Origin of the sequence: Hymenobacter crusticola (assembly GCF_002154225.1) — a bacterium.
Lineage (GTDB): Bacteria > Bacteroidota > Bacteroidia > Cytophagales > Hymenobacteraceae > Hymenobacter > Hymenobacter crusticola.
On the sequence record NZ_MTSE01000003.1, the window covers coordinates 358,680 to 381,075 of the forward strand.

The following is a 22,396-nucleotide window of genomic DNA, read 5'->3' on the forward strand; positions in this document are numbered from 1 at the left end:
GAGAGTAGTTGTCAAAAAGAGCTTACCGTAGCTTCATGCGGTAGAGCCGGAAAGGGTATTCGACTAAATCTTGGCCGTTGTTCCACTTAGCCGTACGGTTGATTTGGGCGGCTGTGAGGTAGAGGTAGCCATCCGGACCTAGGCCAAAGGAATCGGGCCAGTGCAGGCGGCCATCTTTGGCTACGGTTTCGAGCTTGCCCGCTGGGGTCACGCGGCGCACGGCGTGGTTGGGTGAGTCGGTGAGGTATACGTTGCCGGCCTGGTCGGCAATCATGCCGTGCGAAATGCCGGTTTCGCCTACTTCTTCTACGTGCTTGGCTACTTCGGCGGGCGGCAGCGCCGCGTCGCGCAAGTACTGCGTTTCGATGCGGTAGAGCTTGGTTTGATTGATGGCTCGGTAGTAGAAGTAGCGATAATCGTGCGTGAGGGCAATGCCGTTGACGTTGCTGCTAAAGGGCTTGCCATTTTTGTCTTTCACTTCTTTGCCATCAATGCGCAGCACGAAGCCCGGCGCGGCCATCACCGATTTGTGGCCTTGCAGCACCAATCGGCTCTTGCCCGTGCGCAGGTCCAGCACCACAATAGCGGCGAGCTTGGGGTCGGAGAGGTAAGCGACCTGTGCTTTCACATCCACGCGTACGTCGTTGAGGCCCGACCGCTCCCGGGGTAAATCCTCAAACCGGTAGATACGCTCTACTTTGTTTGTAGCTAGGTTGATTTTCAGCAGCTTGATGCCGGTTATTGCTGGGGCTTCATCCTCGGGGTTGGCCGGGTCGAGTACCCAGAGGGCGTCATTCTGGTCCACAAACAAAGCCTGCACGTTCACGAAGCGCGTGGAGGCTTGGGTCGAGTCCCACTGGTTCCAGGTGGCATCGGGGTAGGGCCGGCGCTGCCCGTTCACGATTTCGGCCAGCGAGTAGTCGAAGTCCTTTTTCTTTTTGGGAAACGTCACGAAGATGCGCCCCTGTTGCGATACGGCCACGCCAATGGGCTGGTGCCGCCCAAACTGCGCTACTTCTTCCAGCGGCACTTCCGCTGATTGGGCAAAAGCCGGTGCATTAGCGAGCATGCCGCCAACGAAGAAGAATAAAAGGATGTTTTTCATGCAGAAAGAAGGCTGTTGGCAGCCAAACAACTGCCGCAGTGGTGCGGTAGCTAGCCTGTGCCTACGCCCGGGTTCCGGCGAAGGTTGGGCTAGCCGGAAGCAACCTTCACCCTATGCGGTGGGTAAAATAGCCGGGCAGCCAGACCGGCGCAGCCCGCTAACCTAGGTCTGTTATGCGTGTTATTGCCCTGTTTATTAGTTTCTTGCTGTGTGTGGTAGCGGGCCCCGGTTATGCCCAAACTGCCTCGTTCACTACTACTGGTCGCGTCGTGCGGCAAGCTCCAGCATTAGACCAGGTACTTGCTCCCGATGCCAAAATCGAAGTCGTAGCAGCCGGCTTCGACCACATCGAAGGGCCCGTGTGGGTATCCGACAGCAGCATGTTATTGTTCTCCGACACCAAGGAGCAGACGATTTACCGGTGGTCGGCAAAGAACGGCCTGTCAAAGTTTTTAGAGCAGAACGGCTACACCGGCCGCATGCCCTACAGCAAGGAGCCCGGCAGCAACGGCCTAGCCCTGGATGGCCGCGGCAATTTGCTTATCTGCGAGCACGGCGACCGGCGCGTAGCGAGCCTACCGCTTGCCGGTAAAAGCGGCAAACGTACCCTCTCCGACAACTACCAAGGCAAGCGCTACAACAGCCCGAACGATGTGCTAGCTCATCCGACTACGGCCCATATTTACTTCACTGATCCGCCATTTGGCCTGCCTAAGCAAGACAAAGATCCGCTTCGCGAAATCAGCGTGAGCGGCGTATACCGACTGGCGCCCGACGGCAAGGTAACGCAAGAAATCACCGAGCTGAGCAAAGCCAACGGCCTCGCTTTTACCTCTGACGGTCGTACGCTTTACGTCTCAAATGCCGACTCGCTGCGCCCCGTGATTATGGCCTATGATGTGCGCTCGAACGGCAAGCTAGGAGCGGGTCGTGTGTTCTTCGACATGAGCACGTTGCCAAAAGTACGGTTCAAGGAAGTGCCCGACGGCTTAAAAGTTGATCGTCAGGGCAACGTGTGGGCTGCGGGCGTGGGGGGCGTAGTGGTGCTCTCCCCACAAGGGCAACACCTTGGTACGATTGATACGGGCGAGGTGGTAGCCAACTGCGCTTGGGGCGACGATGGCCACACGCTGTACCTAGCTTCCGGCTCGTGGCTATGCCGCATCAAAACCTTAACGCAGGGCGTAATGCGTACGCCATAAGCTAGCTTTTGGGCATTGGGCCGCGGGCGTTTTGTGCTAGGCTAGTCAGCTTTTGGAGTTGGGCGCCACTTAAAGGACTGGGCATCAAGGGCGCGCATGGTGCACAGGATGCCGTCGAGGTGGTCGCACTCGTGCTGGAGGAGCTCGGCTAGGTTTTTATCGTCTATCCGCCAGGTTTGTTCCTGCCACTGTTCGTCGCGGTAGCGCACGGTGAGGCCCTCGTGGCGTTGGACTTGCACTAGTAAGTTTGGGAAGCTCATGCAGTCGTCCCAGAGAGTAAAGGTAGCGTCGCTGAGTTCTACTAACGCTGGGTTAAGCAACACCATGGGCCGGTCAACATTCAGGTACACAAGGCGCTTCATGATACCTAGCTGCGGGGCGGCGATGCCCCGGCCAAAGTGGTACGTGGCCCGAATATCCTCCATTACCGCGTGCAAATCGGCTACCCAGCCAGCCACCTGCGGGAGGTCAGCTTCCAGCACGGGGGCACACGTTTCGTAAAGCCGCGGGTCACCGAGCAGCAGCAAATCGGCTATCGTTTTCATTGGGCTAAGTAACCGATAAATAAGCTAAGTTGAAGGGGATTGGCTGGGCCTATGAGTGGTGGGCTTCGTGATAAAGATCTCCTTACAGCGCTTCTTGCAACTCAGCCGCTAGCTCGGTGTAAGGCTGCAACTCGCGGGCAAAGCGCCCATCGGCCATGGCGCGGCGGGCACTGCGCGCTAACAGGGGCTGCAACAAGCTGAAAATGCCCGCTAAGTTGGTGTCCGACAGTGCCACAATGGTGCCCATGTGCCAGAACTTTCTAGGTGTCCCATTGGGCTTCAGCAAGCCATCGGAAGCTAGGCCGTACACAATTTGCAACATCTGCTCCAGGCCCGGCTGCCCCGGCGCCACCGTCACACGGAAGCGGTTGTAGTCGGCGCTTTGATTGAAGAAGCGGTGCACCGACTTGCTCGGAGCCACGGCCTTTTCGCCGGGCCGAAGCACAATGATTTGCTTGTCGACTTCTAAGCTTAGCTCACCTTCCAAGCATTCGAAGTGCTCGTCGTAGGTGTAGTGATAGTGCAACGCATTGCCGCCGCCAGGCTTCAGGGATACGTCGATAATGGTAATGTTTTCACCCGGCTCGTGGGCAAACTTCTTAAAAAAGATCCGGTCACCAATTTGGGGGTTTTCAAACAAGCGTTTCATAGTTTGGAAAAGAAGAGGAGGTTAGGAAAGAAAACGGGCACCCGGCAGGGCCGCAGCCTAGGGCTGAACCTAGGTCTGTTGGGTAGCGCAGCCGGTTTGGTGGATCAAAGTTGTGGGCGTCTTACTCCTTGAAAAAGAACAGCTTGCTGAACTGCAAATACCGCTTGCTGAACTGGGACAATCCGCGCTTGAATCGTAAGTAGTCGCCTGCCGGTCGGACGCCTAGGTCGCCGCGCCGGACCGGCAACAAAAAGCCCCGGCACGCAACGCGTGCCGGGGCTAAGAAGGAGGCAAATAGCTAGCCCGGCTACCTGCCCATCCACTTCTTGAAGTCGCTCACTTTCTCGCGGCTCACCAAGGCTTCCTTCTCGAAGGCGGGCGCGAGCGTGAGGGCAAGGCGGTTGCCGAAGTAGGGCTGCATCTGCTCCACCGCCTGGTGCGTCACGATGAGGCCGCGGCTAATGCGGCTGAACAGCTCCGGGTCGAGGCTGTCGGCTAGCTCGTCCATGGTGTAGTCGACCAGGTACTTTTGGCCCGAGTGGCAGCGGAAAAAGCTGAACCGCTCATCGGAGTAGAAGTAGGCAATGTCGCCCACCTCCACGGATACTAGCCGCTGGCCCTGCCGCACCAAAAAGCGCTTCCGGTACGACTTGGGCTGCTGCTGGGCCTGCCAACTCAGCAGCACTTTCTCCAAGTTGATCGGCAGCTGGGCGAGGTCGGCGGGGCGCTGGCCGGTGAGGTCGTGGTATTTTTTGAGGCTGCGCGTGAGGTCTTCGCGCTGCACGGGTTTGAGCAGGTAGTCGATGCTATTGACCTTAAAGGCTTGCAGGGCGTATTCGTCGTAGGAGGTAGTAAACACGACCTTGCTGTAGACCTCCACCCGTTCAAAAATCTCGAAGCTCTGCCCATCGGCTAGCTCAATATCCATGAAGATAAGGTCGGGCTCGGGTTGGTGGGCGGCCCGCTGCTGTTCCATCCACTCCACCGTTTGCTGAATACTGACCGTGACCCCGGCTATGGTGAGGGTGGGTTCTACTTCGTGCAAGAGACGCGTGAGCTTGCGCACGGCCAGCTCTTCGTCTTCGACAATTAGGATATTCATGGGCGCGACGGAACTTAGGATAGCAGGGGCAGGAGAATGACGAACTGTTCGGGACCGGCTTCGATGGCGGGCGCAGTTTGGGCCAGCAGCTGGTAGCGGGCCGTAATGTTGTGCAAGCCCACGTGGTTGGATTCCACGCGGGTGGTCTTGCGCTGCAAGTTGTTGCTCACCCGCAGGCTGCCGGTGGGCGTGGTTTTGATTTCGATGCGCAGCGGCCGGTTGGTCAGAATCACGTTGTGCTTCACGGCATTTTCCACCAGCATCTGCAAGGTGAGGGGCGGCAGCTGATGGGCTAGGTACTTCTCGGCAACTTGCACGTCGAGCTGCAAGCCGGCGCCGTGCCGGGTTTTGAGCAGGTGATAATACGAATTGATGAAGTTCAGCTCAACGGCCAGCGGGGTGAGTTCTTGCTCGTTGGTTTGCAGTAAGTAGCGGTACACCTTGGCCATTTCATCCACAAACCGCTCGGCCTGAGTAGGTTCGTCGGCAATGAGGGAGGAGAGGGAGTTGAGGCTGTTGAAGAGGAAGTGCGGGTTGATCTGGTTTTTGAGGCTTTGCAGCTGCCCTTGCAGGCTGACTTTGCGCAGGTGCTCGATGTTGAGCCGGCTTTCCTTCCACCGGTTTAGGGAGTAGACGATTTCGTACACCATGGCCAGCAGCAGAATGATGACGAAGTCGACGACAAACACCAGCAGCGAAACAAAACGCTCAGAAAGAGGAATGCCGATGACCTCCGACAACCACGTGCGGAGCCCCGGCAGTACCCCGAAGCCCGCCGTGATTTTTGCAAAGGTTAGGGCGGAGCCGAATGGCTGCACGTACGCAAACAGCCCGGCCGTACCGGCCAGGAATCCTGCCGAAAGCACCGCGCTAGTGAGGGCAATAACCACCACGCGCATAGCGGTTTGGTCGAGGCCCGGAAAGCGCCGCGTTACTGCGTTGGTAGCTTGGTCGAGGCTCCACAGCCACAGGCTCGCCAGCAACCACACCAGAAAGGTGGTGCCGAGAAAAGAACCTAGGTGCTGCCAGTAGGCGCGGCCTACCAAAAAGTAGCTGAGCAGGGGTACGAGCCAAGGAATAATAAGCATATACAGCCACCGGCTTTGGGAGCTAAAGCGCAACGCCGAGGGCAGAAAAGCTAGGCTAGAGGAGGGGCGCATTAGAGAGGAACCAGTTGCACGGAGACACTAAACTGCTGCTCATCAGCCTCGACCCGAATCCGGTCGGGACCCGTGAGCAGGTGGTAGCGCGACTGAAGCGTGGAGAGGCCTTCGCGGTTGATGGGCACCCGCACCGAGCGTTTCTGGCGCGTGTTGCGCACTCGCAAGAGGCCCGCCGAGGTGGTTTGAATATCAATGCGCAAGGGCTTGGCCGTCGAGACGACGTTGTGGCGAATGGCGTTATCGACCAAGGTTTGGAGCGTGAGCGGCAGCAGGCCGCTGGTGCGGTCCGCCTCCGCGGCCTGAATAGTCAGCTCAATGCCAGCGCCGTAGCGCGTGCGCAGCAGGTAGGCGTACGATTGCAGAAAGCGCAGCTCGGCATCGAGCGTGGTGAGGCCCGCGGGCGTGGTGAGCTGGGTAGTGCGGTGGGCTTGCAGCAAGTAGCGGTACACCTTAGCCATTTCATCCACGAAGCGCTCGGCCTGCTTAGGGTCTTCGCCAATGAGTACCGACAGCGAGTTGAGGCTGTTGAACAAGAAATGCGGGTTCACCTGTTGCTTCACCTCGTCGAGCTGAGCCTGCACTTGCTGCTTAGCGAGCTGCTGGGCCTCTAGCTGGGTGCTCTGCCACTGCGAAACCGTGTACACCACTTCGCCCAGGGCCGCTATTAGCACGTACACCACCGCCACCGACACGAGCACCCAGAAGTCCTGCCTAGGTCGGTAATGGTAGCCAAACAGGTGCACAGCGTCCATAAGCCACATGGTTTGGCGGGTGCCCACCACAATGAACAGGACGAGCAGCAACAAATTTGTGCCGACGCGCTGGGGCGCCTGCTGGGGCTCGGGGAACCACTTCACGGTCAGCGTAGTGAGGTATGAACCGCCCGCCACGCACAGCACGTTGAGCACTATAAAGAGCCAGGTGCCTAGCACAAAGACGCGCCCCGAGTGCAGGTAGGTCTCGCCCCAGTACACGTAGCCGTAAAAAGGAATGCCCCACGGCGTGGTGTACAGGTACATCCGACCCAGCACGGTTTTCGGTCGAACCTTATTCCAGAACGCCAATACAGCACGCGGGAGCTTGGGCATACAACAGGCCGCTTATCAGGTGTTCTGTAAAAATAAAAGGCAGAAGCCGCCGCACGGTATGGTCCTCGCGTGAATTGCCGCAAGTGCCGACTGAATTGGGAAAAAGCCTGTATGAAATGCAAGCCCTAGCCTAGTCGGTCAGCAAGCCGCGTTCCTTCAACCAGTCAAAAATGATTTGATCAACGGCCGATACTCGGTGGCGGTCTTTGTAAGTCAGCCAGGCCAACTCTTCGATTTCGGCGGCGGGTTGCAGCGTGCCTTGGTAGCGGGCGAGGTAGCAGGTCATGCGCACCATCACGCCCGCCGGGTGCCCGTGGGCCTGGGCCTCAAATGTGCCCGCGTGCAGCAAGCTAGCCGGGTCGAGTGCTACGGTCAGCTCTTCCTCGATTTCGCGCAGCAGCGTTTGAGCGTCGGTTTCGCCTGGCTCGCGTTTGCCGCCGGGGAAGTAGTAGCGGTCTTTGCCGCGGCTGCGCGTGCTTAGCACTTCGCCTTCTTCCAGGTGCAGCCAGGCTATTTTGTCGATGGATTGCATGTGGATTTATATAGTTGTGCGGAAGAGCGCCTCACTCCCGGCCCTCTCCGAAAAGGTAATGCGCATAAAGCATTTGCGGGGGAGCCTGACCTAAGAAGTGAGAAGTGCTAGGTTTTCAGTGTTGAGTGATCTTCTCAACTCAACCTGGCAACCCTTTTCACTCGACACCTCAGACGAATGGCTCCCCCGCAAATGCTTTATGCGCATTACCTTTTCGGAGAGGGGAGCGGGGAGTGAGGCGCCCCGCAAGAACAATCTTAGGTCGCGGGTAAAAAGGTGATTATCAACGCGAATATTGCTGTTAGTCCCCAGAAAACCCACGTAACGAACGTAAGCTGCCGCTGCAACTTGGCCGCGTAGGGCGAACAAGTAAGAACCGGCTCCGACTGCCAGTTGAGCGATACGACCTGTAGAAAAGCCAGACGTACTCCCACGAGTAGCAAACGACGAACGACCAAGAGGAAAGAGGCAGCGCTAAACATAAGCCAGAGTAGTTGAAGCGTTAAAACGAATCAAGTAACGACCTGAAATTCGGCGCTTACTTCTGCGGCACCTAGGTTGGAATACATCAACTGGTAAAAACACCAACTGAATTGTAGAAAAATCTGGCTGAATCGTGGCCCGAAAAACCATTGTGCTGCCGCCGTTAAGGCTAGCTTTGCCGGCGTAGATAGCACATGAGCGCAACTCTTTGAGCAATCCGCTGTTCATAACCCCGCTTACCTGTTACCTAGCCTGCTCGGTCCGCGAAGTCCGGTAGGGCTTATTCTTTCGCAAGCGAATATCTATGATTCTGTTCACCAACGATTACACCGAAGGCTGCCACCCCGCCATCCTAGAAGCGCTGACGCGCACCAACTTGTCGCAGCAGGTGGGCTACGGCTTCGATGAGTATTCCGTCCACGCCATTGAATTGCTGCGCGCCCAACTCAACAACCCAGCGGCGGATGTGCATTTCGTGCACGGCGGTACCATCGCCAACCTGCTCGTGCTGAACGCTTTTCTGAAATCCTACGAGTCGGTTATTGCCGCCCAAACCGGCCATATTTTCGTGCACGAGGCGGGCGCCATTGAGGCTACCGGGCACAAGATTGAAGTCGCCGCCACACCCGACGGCAAGCTCCGACCCGAAGATATAGCGCCATTGCTTCAAAAGTCGCCGCCCTACCACACGGTGAAGCCGCGGGTGGTGTACATTTCTAATTCCACCGAAATCGGCACCACCTACACCAAGGCCGAGCTGACGACCCTATCGGAGTACTGCCGAGCCAACGGCCTGCTGCTCTACCTCGACGGCGCCCGCCTGCCCATGGCCCTGGCTGCTACTCCGGACCTGACGCTGGCCGACATTGCCCAACTCACCGATGCGTTCTACCTAGGAGGTACCAAGTGCGGCGCCCTGCTCGGCGAGGCCATCGTGATAAACAACCCCGCCTTACAGCCCGATTTCAAGTACCATCTCAAGCAGCGCGGCGCCCTGCTCGCCAAAGGCCGGGTGCTCGGGGTGCAGTTCGCCACGCTTTTGCAGAACGGATTGCTGTTTGAGCTGGCCGCGCACGCCAACGCCATGGCCCAGAAAATTGCCCGCGTGGTGCAGGAGCTAGGCTATGAGATGCTGACCGTTTCCGAAACCAACCAGATTTTCCCCATTCTACCCAACACGGTTATCGACCAGCTCAAAGACGAGTTCGGGTTTTACGTTTGGAAGCAGGTGGACGCGCAGCAAGCGGCCATCCGCCTGATAACCTCGTGGGCCACGCCCGAAGAGGCCGTCGATCAGTTCATTGTCGCCCTCCGTAAGTATAGTCAGGGGTAGGTGATAAGTATAAGGTATTGAATAATAGATAGTAATCAAAACGTCCTGTCGACCAGCGGGAGCCATGACCTTCTGGTAGAGCGACGTTGTTGTTGCTCCTGTTTCAGATTACGCAAAGCGCCGCGTCCTTTCACAGGGCGCGGCGCTTTGCTTTTGAAGCTAGGGGCTAGCAATTCAGGTAGAGCTTCTTGCAGTTCGGGTAGCGGTATTGCCAGTTCATGTAAGTGAGCATTGGGGTGAGGGAAAGGGGCCGCCAATTTTGGAGCAACAAACAGCCTTGCTGCTCCCCGGTAGCCGACGCTGCTCAGCGCGGAAGGCACTATCAACTGCTTAGCTATCAGAGCTAAGTCTATGTGCTAGGTGCCGCCGGGAGTATGGCGGGCTGCTTGTGCTGCTACAAGTCCTTTCTACACTTCATTCTGTTCTTATGCAACGCTCCTTTTACAGCGTACCGCTCGTGCTGGCCGCCCTGGCTACCCTCAGCCTAGCTTCCTGTGACGACGACGATGAAGACCCGGCACCCAAGCCCAAGGCGGCTTTCACCTTCGCGGGTGGCGCCTGCCAAACGAACTGCCCGGTTACCTTCAAAAATACCTCCCAGAACGCCACCACCTACGCCTGGGATTTTGGCGACCAAACCACAGGCGCCCAAGCCGAAGCAGAATTTGCCCATACCTACGCCCAAGCCGGCGTGTACCGCGTGAAGCTCAAGGCCCTCAACGGCAGCGCTTCCGACACGACCAGCCAGCGCATCACGGTAGGAGTGGCTTCGGGCTGCACTTCCCAGATCGTGCAGGTAACCAGCCACATCACGGTGCCCACCACCTGGAAGCCATGCAACGTGTACGTCGTGACGGGCGAAGTTTGGGTGAGTGATGCCCTGACCATCCAGCCGGGCACGGTGGTCAAGTTTGCCCCCAACGGCGGGCTGCAACTGCGCACCGGAGGGAGCCTAGCCGCCGTCGGCACGATGGCCCAGCCCATTTACTTCACCTCCAGCAAGGATGATGCGCACGGCGGCGACACCAACGCCGACCGCGGCGCCACCTCGCCAGCTCGCAAAGACTGGCGCCACATCAACCTGAACAGCGGCAACAATGCCCAGCTAGCCTATTGCCAGTTTTTGTACGGCGGCAGCGACACGGGCAGCGCCAGCTACACGCTCGGAGTAGACGGCGTCGCGGCCACCATACGCAACTGCACCTTCGCCCACAATAGCGGCGGCTCGACGAGCAAAGTAGGTGCGCTGGCCGCTGGGGCGGCACTGGCTGGCACCATCATCGAAGACAATACCTTCTTCGACAACGAAGTACCGCTGCGCATCACCAACCTGTTTTCGCTCGACAACTCCAACTCCTTCCAGAACCCGCAGAACGCCAGTCAGAAAAATGACTACCAAGGTATTTGGGTTGACGACACGCCAGGCAAGTCGACGGCGCTGACCTGGGCCGAGACGGAGGTGTCGTACGTGCTGGAGTCGACGCACTGGGACGCGCGCCTGACCCTAGGTGCCGGCGTGATTATCAAGCAACTACCAGATGCCCAAATGCATTTTGGCGGCGGCAGCGAACTGCTGGCCCGCGCTACCAGCGCCCAGCCCATTGTATTTACCTCCTACAAAGACGACGCGCACGGCGGTGATACGAACCACGACGCCAGCGCCACGGCCCCAGCCAAAAAGGATTGGTACGCCGTGCTGCTCGACGGAATTTCGGGTTCGGCCCTCGACCATTGCCAATTCTACTACGGGGGCCGAAACGGCGTCGTGCTCGGTTTGCCATTTAGCGCCGCGAGCGTGACGAACTGCACCTTCGCCCGCAACGGGGCCGATACGAACGTGCTCGAAGCCGCTGCCCTCGACGCGAGCTACGCGAAACAAGGGACCGTGGTGCAGAACAACGTGTTCTACGACAACATCCGGGCGCTTTCTATCACCTCCAGCTTCGACCTCGACGACTCCAACACCTTCCACAACCCGGCCAACGCTAGTGAGAAGAACCAGTACCAGGGCATCATCACCTACTGGAATACCAACGTGTCGAAGCCGAGTGTAAGCTGGGGCGAAACCGAGGTGGCTTACGCGAACATTCAAAGCATCGACTTGCCCACTAGCCACACGTTGCGCCTCGGCAACAACGTGACGGTGAAGTGGCTGCCCGAGCGCGAAATCACCTGCCGCCTGAGCCCCGCGCAGCTCATCAACGGTAACGGGGCCGGCGTGACCTTCACTTCCTACAAAGACGACAGCCGCGGCGGCGACTCCAACGGGAACGGCAGTGCCAACAGCCCCAGCCGCGGCGACTGGTACGGCATCTACTACGACGACAACAGCGGCGAGTGGTTGCAGTGGAGTAACATTCACTACGCCAGCCACTAAGCTGCGGCTTCAACTCGCGTGTCGGGCGGCGCTGGCCGAAGCAGCGCTCCGGCAATGATAATCAGCGCGCTTGTGCAACGAAGCAAGAGAGGCTTCGGCTAGCGCCGCCCGACACGAAGGATACTCTTCTCAAGTCTAGAACAACCCTTCATGCCCCCAACCAAGCTATGAAAACCTTCCTAACCTGCGCCTTGCTCGCGCTTGGCCTCACCAACACCCTCTCCGGTTGCAAAGAAGACCCCGTAGAGCCTAAGCCGCCCGTGGAGGAGCCGACGCCGCCCACCCCGACGCCCGGCACCCCCATCGAAACGCCTTATTCCACCCTGCCCAACGAGTTTGTGGGCACCTGGTTTGCCAAGGACAACAAGAAGCCGCTAACCACTTACTGGGACGAAGGCACCGTGCTCGGGGAGCTAGGTTTCCGCGACTTCCGCACCATGGTATTCACCAAAGACGGCAAGAACGCCGTGGAGTACCACACCTTTTCGGTGGATCTGAATGGCAAGACGCGCATGCGCTTCTACAAAATCACCGGCACGGTGGAGTATAAGCCTAGCAGCACGCCCCGCACCCTGACCTTCTATGCCCAGCGCGGCGTGATGCGCGTGTACGACCAGGGCAAACCGAGCGAGGAAGTGCCCATTGCCGAGAGCGACATGCGCACCTACCGCACCGCCTGGCAAAGCCCCGAGGCCACGTCATTTGCCACCGGCACCAACTACCTGACCTGCAAACGCCTGGATGGTTCTATTCCAGTTTCCGCCGAGTACGAGAAGGTAAATCCCAATGCGCCTGCGCCGCCTTCCGTACCTTCACCCACCCCGCCCATTACCGGCTCCTACGTCAAGATTGGCGACTTGTACTACGCCACCGCCACCATCGGCGGGCAGGAATGGACCACGATGAACTACGCCGGCCCCGGCGGCATCAAAGATTCTGACAAGCCGCACTACGGTACGTTTGTGAAGGCTGCCGACCTAGGTAGCATCCCCGTGCCCACGGGCTGGCGCATCCCCACCAGAGCCGACTACGAAAAGCTGCTTGCCTCGCAAGGTGTGACGCTGCAGTACAATTGGTCGGCGGACAACTTGCAAACGACCCAGGCCCTTGGGCAACTAATGGCCACCACCGGCTGGCGGCGCGAGGACGGCTACTCCACCAACAAGAACGGCTTCAATGGCATCCCTGCCAATATCCGGGTGACGGACCCCACGGCCAACCCGCACGGCGAAGGCTCCAACTGCATCTACTGGACCGCCGACCGCGACCCGAGCACTAACTGGCCCATCACCTTCAAAATCGTGCAGATGACCAACACCACGCTCGCCGCCATTGTGTCGTATGCGCCGGGTAGCAGCACTGGCACAATGCCCCATATCCCAGTGCGGTTCGTGCGTGATAAGTAGCAGATATATAGTAACTCGCAGTTAAGTATATAAAGCAAAGCCTAAAGTAGCTTGGTGTTGCACACCACGCCAGGCTACGTGCTGCTTGCGCATGAATTCATTGCAAAAGGGCAACACCTAATTCGCTATGTTTTCCGTTGTCTTACGCGCGTTGGCGCTGCTGTTGGTGCTCAGTCACGTAGCACGGGCCCAAGCGCTTCCCGCCGATGACCTCCCCACGCAGTACGCCCGCCGCATCACCCCGGAAGTGCTGCGGCGGCACCTCACCGAGCTAGCTTCTGATGCCTACCAGGGCCGCGAAACCGGCGAGCAGGGCGGCCGCCTAGCCGCCGACTACCTAGCCGTGCAGTTCCAAAAGCTAGGGCTGAGTGCCCCCGTGCCCGGCCGCGACAACCTATACCGACTCTACGACCCTTGCCTCGATGACCCATTGCCCAACGAGCCCGTGCAGCGCTTTTGGGTGGAGCGCAGCGTGTGGGACGCCGGCCACATGAAGCTGCAAATCGGGGCGCAGTCGTTCCACTGGCTCGAAGACTTCTACGCCAGCGGCGACTCGCCTTTTTTCCAGGAAACTACGGTGCAGCCGGTGTTCGTGGGCTACGGCATTGAGCAGGCGGGCTACTCCGATTACGCCAGCCTCGACGTGCGCGGCAAAGACCTTATTGCCCTGCTTGGTGAGCCGCTGGATATTACCGGAAAACCTAGGTTTGGCGCACCTGGCAAACCGAGTCGGTGGAGCATTAACTCGCGGGCCAAACTTAGCGTGGCCGCGGCCAAAGGTGCCCGCAGCATTTTCTTCATCTACCCGGATCAAGCGGATTTCACGGCGGCCCTGATTCGCTTCAAGCCCTACATCGTGAAGGGCCGCATGACGCTGCCTACCGCGGAAGCGCAAACTGAGGCAACTACGACGGCTTCGTTTTTGGTGTCGCCGGCGGTGGGGTGTGCTTTGCTCGGCACTACGGCGGCCGGACTGCAAGCGTATCAGCAGGCTGCCAGCACGGTAACGGGGCCTGTTGCGGCGTCGTTTCGGGTGGCTGCGCTGCGCATCCGGGCGCCGCGGGTGCAGCAGCGAGTACCCACGGAAAACGTGCTCGGCTACCTAGAAGGCACCGACCGGAAAGAAGAAGTACTGGTCGTGTCGGCCCACTACGACCACCTAGGTACGTGGGAAGGCCAGGTGTATAATGGGGCTGATGATAATGGCTCAGGAACAGCGGCTTTGCTAACTATTGCTCAAGCTTTTGTTCAAGCCAGTAAAGACGGCCACGGCCCGCGCCGCAGTGTGTTGTTTCTGGCTTTTACGGGCGAAGAGAAAGGCCTGCTCGGTTCGGAATATTATACGGAGCACCCGGTGTTTCCGCTCGCCAGCACCATCGCTGACCTGAACATCGACATGATCGGCCGCACCGACGACCAGCACCGTCCCGACCAGCCTTACCTCGACGTGGTGGGTTCCAACAAGCGGTCCGCAGAACTGCACGCCATCAGCGAAGCCGCCAACGAGCAGTACACGAAGCTAGCCCTCGACTACCGCTACAACGCCCCCGACGACCCCGAGCAAGTGTATTACCGCTCCGACCACTACCACTTTGCCAAACATGGCATTCCGGTCATCTTCTACACCACCGGCGACCACGCCGACTACCACCAGCCCACCGACGACCTCACGAAGATTGAGTTTCCGCTGCTCGCCCGGCGCACGCAACTAATTTTCTACACCGCTTGGGAGCTAGCCAACCGCGACCAGCGCATTGCAGTCAAGCTTGTAAACAAACCCTGAGACTCCAGCTAAGCGGCAGTTTTATACTCTCCTACCCAATGACTTATCGTTTATTCTTGCTGATTAGCGGGCTAGTAATGAGCCTGCTCCTTCCCGCGGTTGCCCAAACCAATACAGCCACGCCTCCCGACTCCCTAGAGGCCCCAGCTGCCAAAAGATCGGTTATGCTCAAACTCGGTACGGGCCCAACCCGGGGTTTTTTGATTGGCTCTGGGGGCTTGATAGTGCCCGCGGTGCCCGGCGTGGAGTACCAGTTCAGCCGGAGCTGGAGCCTGTATGCCAGCGGGTTCAGTGGAATTTATCTGTTTGGGGATGAGCGCGATATATTTCGCCCTGACCGGCCTATTGGGCTGAACTCGCTCGGCTATGATGCGGGCGTGCGCCACTACTATAACCAGCGCAAGCGCCGGCAGCACGGCCGCGCCACGGGGCCTTTTGTGGGCAACTACCTAGCCCTGCAAACAGTCGGTTGCTGGTAGTACGAGCGAGATTACCGGGCTTTCGACTATCAGTATTCCTCCTTAACTGCCCTCTGGGGTATGCAGCGCCGGCTCGGCGGCCACGGGCTACTGGATGCGTACGCCGGCGCCGGCCTGTGGAATTTGCAGATTATGGCCGACGTTGGTCGCCGGTCTTTTTGGCCAGTGCCGGAGCTAGGCATAAAGTTCAGCTTGGTGTGGTAGGCTAGGTTGGAGTTTGGTAGCGTGCGCGTTATGCGTATGCGAGGCGTGATAGGGCAGCCGGGTTAAGTACTATTCGCTGCCGCTGGAGTATCTTGCCGCGGTTTACGGCGCAATCCTGCCGCAAGGCGGGGTTGCGCCGTTGTCGTTTTTTATCACGTGCCCGTTCCACCCATGAAGCACAACCTATTCTCCACCGAGCCGCTGCGTCAAAAGGCTCGCCGCACCCTTGCTTTTCTCTGCCTGTGTTTGCTCTGGCAAGTTGCTAACGCGCAGGAAATCAAATCTCCCAACAACCAGCTAGCCCTGCAATTTGCCCTGCAAAACGGCGGCGTGCCTACCTATCAGCTTACCTACAAGGGCCGCCCTGTACTCAAGCCCAGCAAGCTAGGGCTGGAACTGAAAAACGCGCCAGCCTTACTGCGCGGCTTCACCGTGGCCGATACCCAGCAGCGCAGCTTCGACGAGACGTGGCAGCCGGTGTGGGGCGAGGTGAAAAGCATCCGCAACCACTATAACGAGCTAGCCGTCACGCTTACCCAAGCCGAAACCCAGCGTACCATTCGCGTGCGCTTCCGCCTCTACGACGATGGCCTCGGGTTCCGCTACGAGTTTCCGCGCCAGCCTAAGCTCGACTACTTCACCATCAAGGAAGAGCGCACCGAGTTTGCCCTCACCGGCGACCACAAGGCTTTCTGGCTGCCCGGCGACTACGATACCCAGGAGTACAGCACCGTTACGAGCAACCTCTCGCAGGTGCGCGGACTGATGAAGGCAGCCACCACGCCGAACGCCTCGCAGACGCCCTTCTCGCCCACCGGTGTGCAAACCCCGCTCATGCTCAAGAGCAAGGATGGCCTCTATATCAACCTCCACGAAGCCGCCCTGATCGACTACTCGGCTATGCACTTAGAGCTTGATGATAAGAACTTTGTGCTGACCTCGCACCTAACGCCCGACGCGGTGGGCGACAAGGGTCTGATTCAGACGCCCGCCAACTCGCCCTGGCGCACCCTCATCGTCAGCGACCGGGCCGGGGCCATCCTGGAGTCGAAGCTGGTGCTGAACCTGAACGAGCCCACCAAGTACCAAGACGTGTCTTGGATTAAGCCCGTGAAGTACGTGGGCGTGTGGTGGGAAATGATTACGGGCAAAAGCACATGGTCGTACACCAACTTGGAAAATATCAAGCTCGATTCCGTTGACTACGCCAAGGTGAAGCCTAACGGCACGCACGGCGCCACCACTGCCCACGTAAAGGAGTACATCGACTTTGCCGCTAAACATGGCTTCGACGCGGTGCTAGTGGAAGGCTGGAACACGGGCTGGGAAGACTGGTTTGGCAAGCACAAAGACTACGTGTTCGACTTCGTGACGCCCTACCCAGACTTCGACGTGGCCGAGCTGAACCGCTACGCCGCCAGCAAAAACGTGAAGCTCATCATGCACCACGAAACCTCCGGCTCGGTGCGCAACTACGAGCGTCATTTGGAAGATGCGTTCCAGTTCATGAATAAGTACGGCTACAACGCCGTGAAAACCGGCTACGTGGGCGATATCGTGCCGCTGGGCCACCACCACTACGACCAGTGGGTGAACAACCACTACCAGTACGTGCTGGAGAAAGCCGCCGAGCACAAGATCATGGTGAACGGCCACGAAGCCGTGCGCCCCACGGGCCTGGCGCGCACCTACCCTAACCTGATCGGCAACGAAGCCGCCCGCGGCACCGAGTACGAGGCCTTCGGCGGCAACAACGCAGACCACACCACCATTCTGCCTTTCACCCGCCTCATTGGCGGCCCGATGGACTACACGCCCGGCATCTTTCAAACCAAGGTGAGTGCCTACAATCCGCAGAATACTTCCTTTGTGCACAGTACCTTAGCTCGACAGCTCGCCTTGTACGTGACCATGTACAGCCCCCTGCAAATGGCCGCCGACCTACCCGAAACCTACAACCAGCACCTCGATGCCTTCCAGTTCATCAAGGACGTGGCCGTCGATTGGGATGACACGAAAGTGCTGGAAGCGGAGCCCGGCGACTACATCACCTACGCCCGCAAAGCCAAAGGCAAAAGCAGCTGGTTTGTGGGTAGCACCTGCGACGAGCAGGGCCGCACCTCCAAAATTGACCTAGGTTTCCTCGACCCCGGCAAAAAGTACGTGGCCACCATCTACGCCGACGCCAAGAACGCGCACTACGAGAAGAACCCGCAGGCCTACCAGATCCGCAAGGCCAACGTGACCAACAAGACCAAGCTGAGCCAGTACTGCGCCCCCGGCGGCGGCTATGCCATCAGCTTGATGGAAGCTGGTAAGTAGTTTTCGACGGAGCTAGGTCTCTATCGTCATTTCTCCTGCTGGTCGAAATGACGTTCCGGGTATTGTTTCTGCCTATTCGGATAGCCTCTTAATAATGCAGTTCAAACACAACCATTTCTGTTCCTGCAAATGCCACTACACTTGCTCAATACGGTACGACGCTTAGCCTTGCTAGGTCTGGGGCTAGGTCTTGCTACGCTGGCTACCGCGCAAACCTCACCGGCAACCAAAGCAACGGCTAAAGCCACCGCGAAAAAGCCCGTCGTGATTTTGTTCGTGGGCAACAGCTTCTTTCACGGGCATTTTCAGTCGGTGCTGAAGTATAATACGGGCAGCATCGTTGACGAAAACGCGGCCGTGCCCGAGCGTAGTCCGCGCCACGAGCGGGGTGGGCCGTGGGGTGGTATTCCGGCCATTTTCAAGAAACTTACGGATGAAGCAGGTATGGCATACGAGGTTCATTTAGAATCGATTAGTGGCATGCCGCTCAAGTTTCACTACGACAGCGTCCGCGCCGTAGTCGATAGGCCAGGTTGGGATGCGGTGGTGTTGCAAGAGCACAGCATGTGGACGCTGCCGGCCCGTCGCACCGGCCACCCCGATCTGTTCCAGGAATACGGCACCCGCCTGGAGCAAACCGTGCACGCGCGCAACCCCAAGGCCAAGGTGTACCTCTACGAAACCTGGGCCCGCGCCGACCAAACGTACCCCGAGGGCAAAGCCTACAGCGGTCTGCCCGTCGACTCCATGACCCAAGATCTGCACCGCGGCTACTACAGTTTGGCGAAGCGAAACGGCCACATCGCCGGCGTGGCCCCCGCCGGTGATGCGTGGCTGCGGGCCATCCAGGAGGGCGTGGCTGTGCGCAATCCCTATAGCCCCGAAGCCGGCAAAGTAAACCTGTGGGGCGCCGACAACTACCACCCCAGCAACTGGGGCTCCTACCTGAATGCCTGCGTGCTGTTTGCCGAAATCACCGGCCAAGACCCACGCAAGCTTGGCGCTAAGGAGCAAGCCGCCGCCGACCTAGGTATCGCGCCCGAGGACGCGGTGCGCCTACAACGCATTGCCGCCGAGCAGGTCCGCGCCGCCCGCAAAGCCGAGCCAGCGAAGAAAAGCTAGGTTCAGTACTAGATCAGCAGTAGAGCCATAACAAACAGAAGCGGCCATTCCAAGCAAGGAATGGCCGCTTCTGTTTATCGGGCGGGCATATTGTTGCGCGGCTCACTTCACCACCGGAAACGAGGTAACGCGCAGCTTGGCTGCTCCATACGGAATCAGCGTGAGGGTTTCGGGCTGGGCTCCGGCGGGCCGCGTCACTGGACTCGCAGGCACCGGACCCGCCGAGTTCTGGGCTAGCTCCCACTGAGGCAGCCGCACCCCGGATACGCGCAGTTCCACGGGGGCCTCCGCGGGCGAAAACACAACGCCCGTGGTCGGTTTTTCCTGCACCTTGAAGGCGGCCGTGGGCTTGGCACCTAGCAGCAAGCCGTAGTTCCAGGGCGTGGTGGCCTGCACCTCGTAATCATCGGCGGCGGTGGGCCGGTCGCGCAGCTTCGACCAGCTTTCCCCGAGCTTCAGGGAGTACACCAGCGGCCCGCGCTCCACCGATACCGACTGGTTGAACCCCGCCGGCACGCGCACCTCCATGGGCAGGCGCAATTCCACTACATCGTTGGCTTTCCAGGCTTGCTCCACTACATAGAAAGTGCCCGCTTTGGGCGCCTTCGCCGGTTTGCCGTTGACGGTTACGGTCGCCTTCGTGGCCCAAGCCGGAATGCGCAAGCGTAGCGCAAAAGGCTGTTTAGCCGCTTTTTCGACGGTGAAGCGAATGGTTTCCCGGAACGGATAATCGGTGTCTTCTCGAATGGTAATCGTCTCGCCGCCGCGCACAGGCGCCGTGACGTTGTTGGGCGCGTACGCCGCTGCCACCAGCCCGCCGTCGGGCGAGGCCATCCAGAGGTGGGAGGTGAACTTGGGCCAGCCCTGGTGCATGTTGGCGGTGCAGCAGCCAAACCACGGCTCCAGCCCAAACACGTTGGAGTCGTCGCCGTTGGTCGACCAGGGGCGCTTGGCTTTGCTCACCAGCACTTGGTTGGGTTGCTGGTCGTATTGGTGCGCCCACATCGTGGGGTCGAAGGTGGCGGGCAGGGCGTTGAAGGTGATTTTCTCCAGTCGGTCGCCAAAGCTAGGGTCGCCGAGCAGCGCTAGCAGCTCCTCGTACGAATACTGCGCTTCCACCACCGCGCACAGCTCGATGCCCTGCGAGGGGTTGCGGCCCGAAAAGTGCTCGTCGCCGCTGTACATGCCGTTGGGCAGCCCGTGGTACTGGTCGAGCATGCGCAACTGCTGGTAAATGCTCTGCCGGTCGGCTTCGGTGCCGCCGGTCATGCCCCAGAGCACGGGCATTTTCAGGGCCATTGCATTGTTCACGCCGTGGGCCTGCAACGACGTCTCCGACAAGCCGCCCTTCAAACCTAGGCTCTCCGTGCTGGTAGGGGTGGTGAAGGGGAAGTTGGCGTATAGCTGCTGCCAGTTGTAGCCCTGTTGGGCGAGCTGCGCCGCCAGCGTGAGCAGCTGCGGGTTCTTGGTTTTTTCGTACGTCCAGCGGATGGGCAGTAGCTCTTCGGCCCAGCGGTACTTGGCCCACTCGTGCAGCGGAGTAGCGGCCAGCTGACTGTTCTGGTAGGCGAAGTAGCGCTCCATCAGTGGGAGCACGCGCGCATCGTTGGTGGCTTCCTGGTACTGCATGAGGCATTTCAGCATCAGCATGTTGGGCCACCAATCCTTGTTCTTGGCCGGCCCGATGCCTCCGTCGGGGCGTTGGCTTTGCAGGGTCCAGTCGATCCACTTCTGCGCTTTGGCTTTCAGGCCAGGGTCGTCGAGCAAGTAGGCCAGCGGCACCAAGCCGTCGAGGTAGTAGGGGCCCCGTTCCCAGCCTTCCCCCGAGCCGCCGAGCCACGCGCTGTTCGGACCTAGGTCGGGCCAAAACTCATCGAGGTGCCCGCTCAACCCATCAGCCTGGATTTGAAGTTGACGTTTGAGCCAGCCCGCGGGTTTGATAGCGCCCAAGGGAAGGGTGTGAAAAGCGCCTTCCTGAAAAGCCGCCGGCGCAGTAGCAGTAGCAGTAGCAGTAGCAGTAGCAGTAGCAGTAGCAGGGCTAGGCGGCGCGGCGGTTGTCGAGTAGGAGGAGAGAGCGGCAAACAGCGCCGCGGCGAGCGGCCATACGTAGCGGGCAAGGGCAACCATACAAAGGGCTTTGGTGGGAAGGCAAGCAAGTAGAAACTACCGTCGGCAGCTATCCATCTCAATGACAGGCTAGCGAGGGTAGGTAGAGCGTCCCGAAGATCGACAAATAAAGAAATTCGCCAACTACTGTTGCTAAATCGATTTAACGTTCTCATTCACACCCCTCACCCAGCTTCTGGTCTGTCCCAATGCACTACTTCAGGCAAGCGGATAGCTAGACCTTATGCAACCGGTCGAAGTGCAACGAATGGAGGGCTGCGGAGCGTCCTGCAAACAAGCTCCTCCCTACGCGCTGGCTGGAAAAATATACTAACTAAAAGCCATGGGACGCGTTGGATGGCAGTATGGAAGAAGAAAATAAATTCAGTCGCCGCCAAGTGCTTAGTGGCCTTGGTGCTAGCTTGGCTGTTGCTGCCGTAAGTCCCGTACTATCCGCTGAAGGAGCCGTTGACTCCGCCGCTGCTGAGCCGTTGAAAGATCCGACTACCGCTTACCCCAAACCGCCTTTTAAGGTGCAGGAGCAGCCTTGGCCTGGCCTAACAAGCCAGATGCAACCGCGCCCCGACCACGGCGAAAAAAGCTACAAAGGCTCGGGCCGCTTGAAGGGCCGCAAAGCGCTAATTACGGGCGGCGACTCCGGCATGGGCCGCGCTGCTGCCATTGCCTATGCGCGCGAAGGCGCCGACGTTGCCATCAATTACTTGCCGGCCGAAGAAGCTGATGCCAAGGAAGTGGTGGACCTAATCAAAGCAGCCGGGCAAAAGGCCGTGGCTATTCCCGGCGACTTACGCGAGGAAGCATTTTGCAAGCGGATGGTAGAAGAAGCTGTGCGTCAGCTAGGTGGACTCGATATTGTGGTCAGCAACGCGGCGCGGCAGCAAAGTAACAAGTCTATCCTCGACATCTCTACCGAGCAATTCGACTGGACGATAAAGACCAACATCTACGCGCCGTTCTGGATTATCAAAGCCGCGCTACCGCACCTGAAGCCCGGCGCCGTTATCATTGGCACGACCTCCGAGCAGGCCACCGACCCCTCGGCTGACCTCTACGACTACGCCCAAACAAAGGCCGCCACGACCAACTTTGTTCGGTCGCTTGCCAAGCAGCTCGGGCCGAAGGGCATCCGGGTCAATGGTGTAGCACCGGGCCCCATCTGGACACCCTTGCAAGTAACAGGCGGCTCTACGCCCGAAAAGCTGCAAAAATTTGGAGGGGATACGCCCCTCGGTCGACCCGGCCAACCCGCCGAGCTAGGCTCCATCTACGTGCAGCTAGCCGACCCAGGCGCCAGCTACGCCACGGGCCAGATCTACGGGGCCGCCGGTGGTAATGGCCATCCGTAGCAGTGCTATCAGGCCTTCTTTGTCGCAC

The 22,396-nt window shown here is 59.1% G+C and carries 19 protein-coding genes; 10 read left to right on the forward strand and 9 right to left on the reverse strand.

All coding sequences use genetic code 11. The features are described 5' to 3' along the window. Positions 1–22 precede the first annotated feature (22 nt). A complete protein-coding gene (locus BXP70_RS07810; protein ID WP_086593470.1) occupies positions 23–1,105 on the reverse strand; it encodes an SMP-30/gluconolactonase/LRE family protein in 1,083 nt (360 codons plus the stop codon). Between the two features lie 173 nt (positions 1,106–1,278). On the opposite strand from BXP70_RS07810, the gene BXP70_RS07815 reads away from it, so the two are divergent. Then, complete coding sequence (locus BXP70_RS07815) at positions 1,279–2,307, forward strand: SMP-30/gluconolactonase/LRE family protein (RefSeq protein ID WP_086593471.1); 1,029 nt, start codon at positions 1,279–1,281, stop codon at positions 2,305–2,307. 41 nt (positions 2,308–2,348) lie between these two features. Here BXP70_RS07815 and BXP70_RS07820 read toward each other — a convergent pair whose 3' ends face one another. From BXP70_RS07820 to BXP70_RS07850, 7 genes are all read right to left on the reverse strand, one after another. Then, complete coding sequence (locus tag BXP70_RS07820) at positions 2,349–2,852, reverse strand: peptide deformylase (RefSeq protein WP_086593472.1); 504 nt, start codon at positions 2,850–2,852, stop codon at positions 2,349–2,351. Positions 2,853–2,934: 82 nt separating this feature from the next. Then, positions 2,935–3,501: a cupin domain-containing protein gene (locus BXP70_RS07825; protein WP_086593473.1), complete on the reverse strand. Its 567-nt coding sequence runs from the start codon at positions 3,499–3,501 to the stop codon at positions 2,935–2,937. 307 nt (positions 3,502–3,808) lie between these two features. After that, entirely contained in the window at positions 3,809–4,603 is a 795-nt protein-coding gene (locus tag BXP70_RS07830; RefSeq protein WP_086593474.1) for a LytR/AlgR family response regulator transcription factor, read from the reverse strand. A 14-nt stretch (positions 4,604–4,617) separates the two neighbouring features. Next, on the reverse strand, positions 4,618–5,763 hold the full coding sequence (locus BXP70_RS07835; RefSeq protein ID WP_086593475.1) for a sensor histidine kinase: 1,146 nt from the start codon (positions 5,761–5,763) through the stop codon (positions 4,618–4,620). Continuing rightward, positions 5,763–6,854, reverse strand: a complete 1,092-nt coding sequence (locus tag BXP70_RS07840) for a sensor histidine kinase (RefSeq protein ID WP_086593476.1) — start codon at positions 6,852–6,854, stop codon at positions 5,763–5,765. Before BXP70_RS07840 ends, BXP70_RS07835 begins: the two co-directional genes overlap by 1 nt. Positions 6,855–6,984: 130 nt before the next feature. Next, on the reverse strand, positions 6,985–7,386 hold the full coding sequence (locus BXP70_RS07845; protein ID WP_086593477.1) for an NUDIX hydrolase: 402 nt from the start codon (positions 7,384–7,386) through the stop codon (positions 6,985–6,987). A 257-nt stretch (positions 7,387–7,643) separates the two neighbouring features. Next, positions 7,644–7,868 carry a hypothetical protein gene (locus BXP70_RS07850; RefSeq protein WP_086593478.1) on the reverse strand — a complete coding sequence of 75 codons (225 nt, stop codon included), beginning with the start codon at positions 7,866–7,868 and terminating at the stop codon, positions 7,644–7,646. Positions 7,869–8,173: 305 nt separating this feature from the next. Between BXP70_RS07850 and BXP70_RS07855 the strand changes: the two genes are divergently transcribed. The 8 genes from BXP70_RS07855 to BXP70_RS07885 all read left to right on the forward strand — a co-directional run bounded on the left by BXP70_RS07855 (position 8,174) and on the right by BXP70_RS07885 (position 18,895). Further along, entirely contained in the window at positions 8,174–9,202 is a 1,029-nt protein-coding gene (locus tag BXP70_RS07855; protein ID WP_086593479.1) for a threonine aldolase family protein, read from the forward strand. Positions 9,203–9,629: 427 nt separating this feature from the next. Beyond that, the gene (locus BXP70_RS07860) at positions 9,630–11,579 is read left to right on the forward strand and encodes a PKD domain-containing protein (protein WP_086593480.1); all 1,950 of its coding nucleotides are present in this window, start codon (positions 9,630–9,632) and stop codon (positions 11,577–11,579) included. Between the two features lie 167 nt (positions 11,580–11,746). Then, positions 11,747–12,985, forward strand: a complete 1,239-nt coding sequence (locus BXP70_RS07865; protein WP_086593481.1) for an FISUMP domain-containing protein — start codon at positions 11,747–11,749, stop codon at positions 12,983–12,985. 127 nt (positions 12,986–13,112) lie between these two features. Next, complete coding sequence (locus BXP70_RS07870; protein ID WP_086593482.1) at positions 13,113–14,768, forward strand: M28 family peptidase; 1,656 nt, start codon at positions 13,113–13,115, stop codon at positions 14,766–14,768. Between the two features lie 38 nt (positions 14,769–14,806). After that, positions 14,807–15,247, forward strand: a complete 441-nt coding sequence (locus BXP70_RS07875; protein WP_086593483.1) for a hypothetical protein — start codon at positions 14,807–14,809, stop codon at positions 15,245–15,247. Positions 15,248–15,307: 60 nt separating this feature from the next. Continuing rightward, positions 15,308–15,451: a hypothetical protein gene (locus tag BXP70_RS29855; protein ID WP_179197619.1), complete on the forward strand. Its 144-nt coding sequence runs from the start codon at positions 15,308–15,310 to the stop codon at positions 15,449–15,451. 171 nt (positions 15,452–15,622) lie between these two features. Further along, entirely contained in the window at positions 15,623–17,773 is a 2,151-nt protein-coding gene (locus BXP70_RS07880; protein WP_086593484.1) for a glycoside hydrolase family 97 protein, read from the forward strand. 129 nt (positions 17,774–17,902) lie between these two features. Then, a complete protein-coding gene (locus BXP70_RS07885; protein WP_086593485.1) occupies positions 17,903–18,895 on the forward strand; it encodes a DUF4886 domain-containing protein in 993 nt (330 codons plus the stop codon). Positions 18,896–18,997: 102 nt separating this feature from the next. Here BXP70_RS07885 and BXP70_RS07890 read toward each other — a convergent pair whose 3' ends face one another. After that, entirely contained in the window at positions 18,998–21,022 is a 2,025-nt protein-coding gene (locus BXP70_RS07890; protein ID WP_086593486.1) for a glycoside hydrolase family protein, read from the reverse strand. Between the two features lie 344 nt (positions 21,023–21,366). Here BXP70_RS07890 and BXP70_RS07895 point away from each other — a divergent pair, with 344 nt between their 5' ends. After that, positions 21,367–22,368 carry an SDR family oxidoreductase gene (locus BXP70_RS07895; RefSeq protein WP_086593487.1) on the forward strand — a complete coding sequence of 334 codons (1,002 nt, stop codon included), beginning with the start codon at positions 21,367–21,369 and terminating at the stop codon, positions 22,366–22,368. Positions 22,369–22,396: the final 28 nt, after the last annotated feature.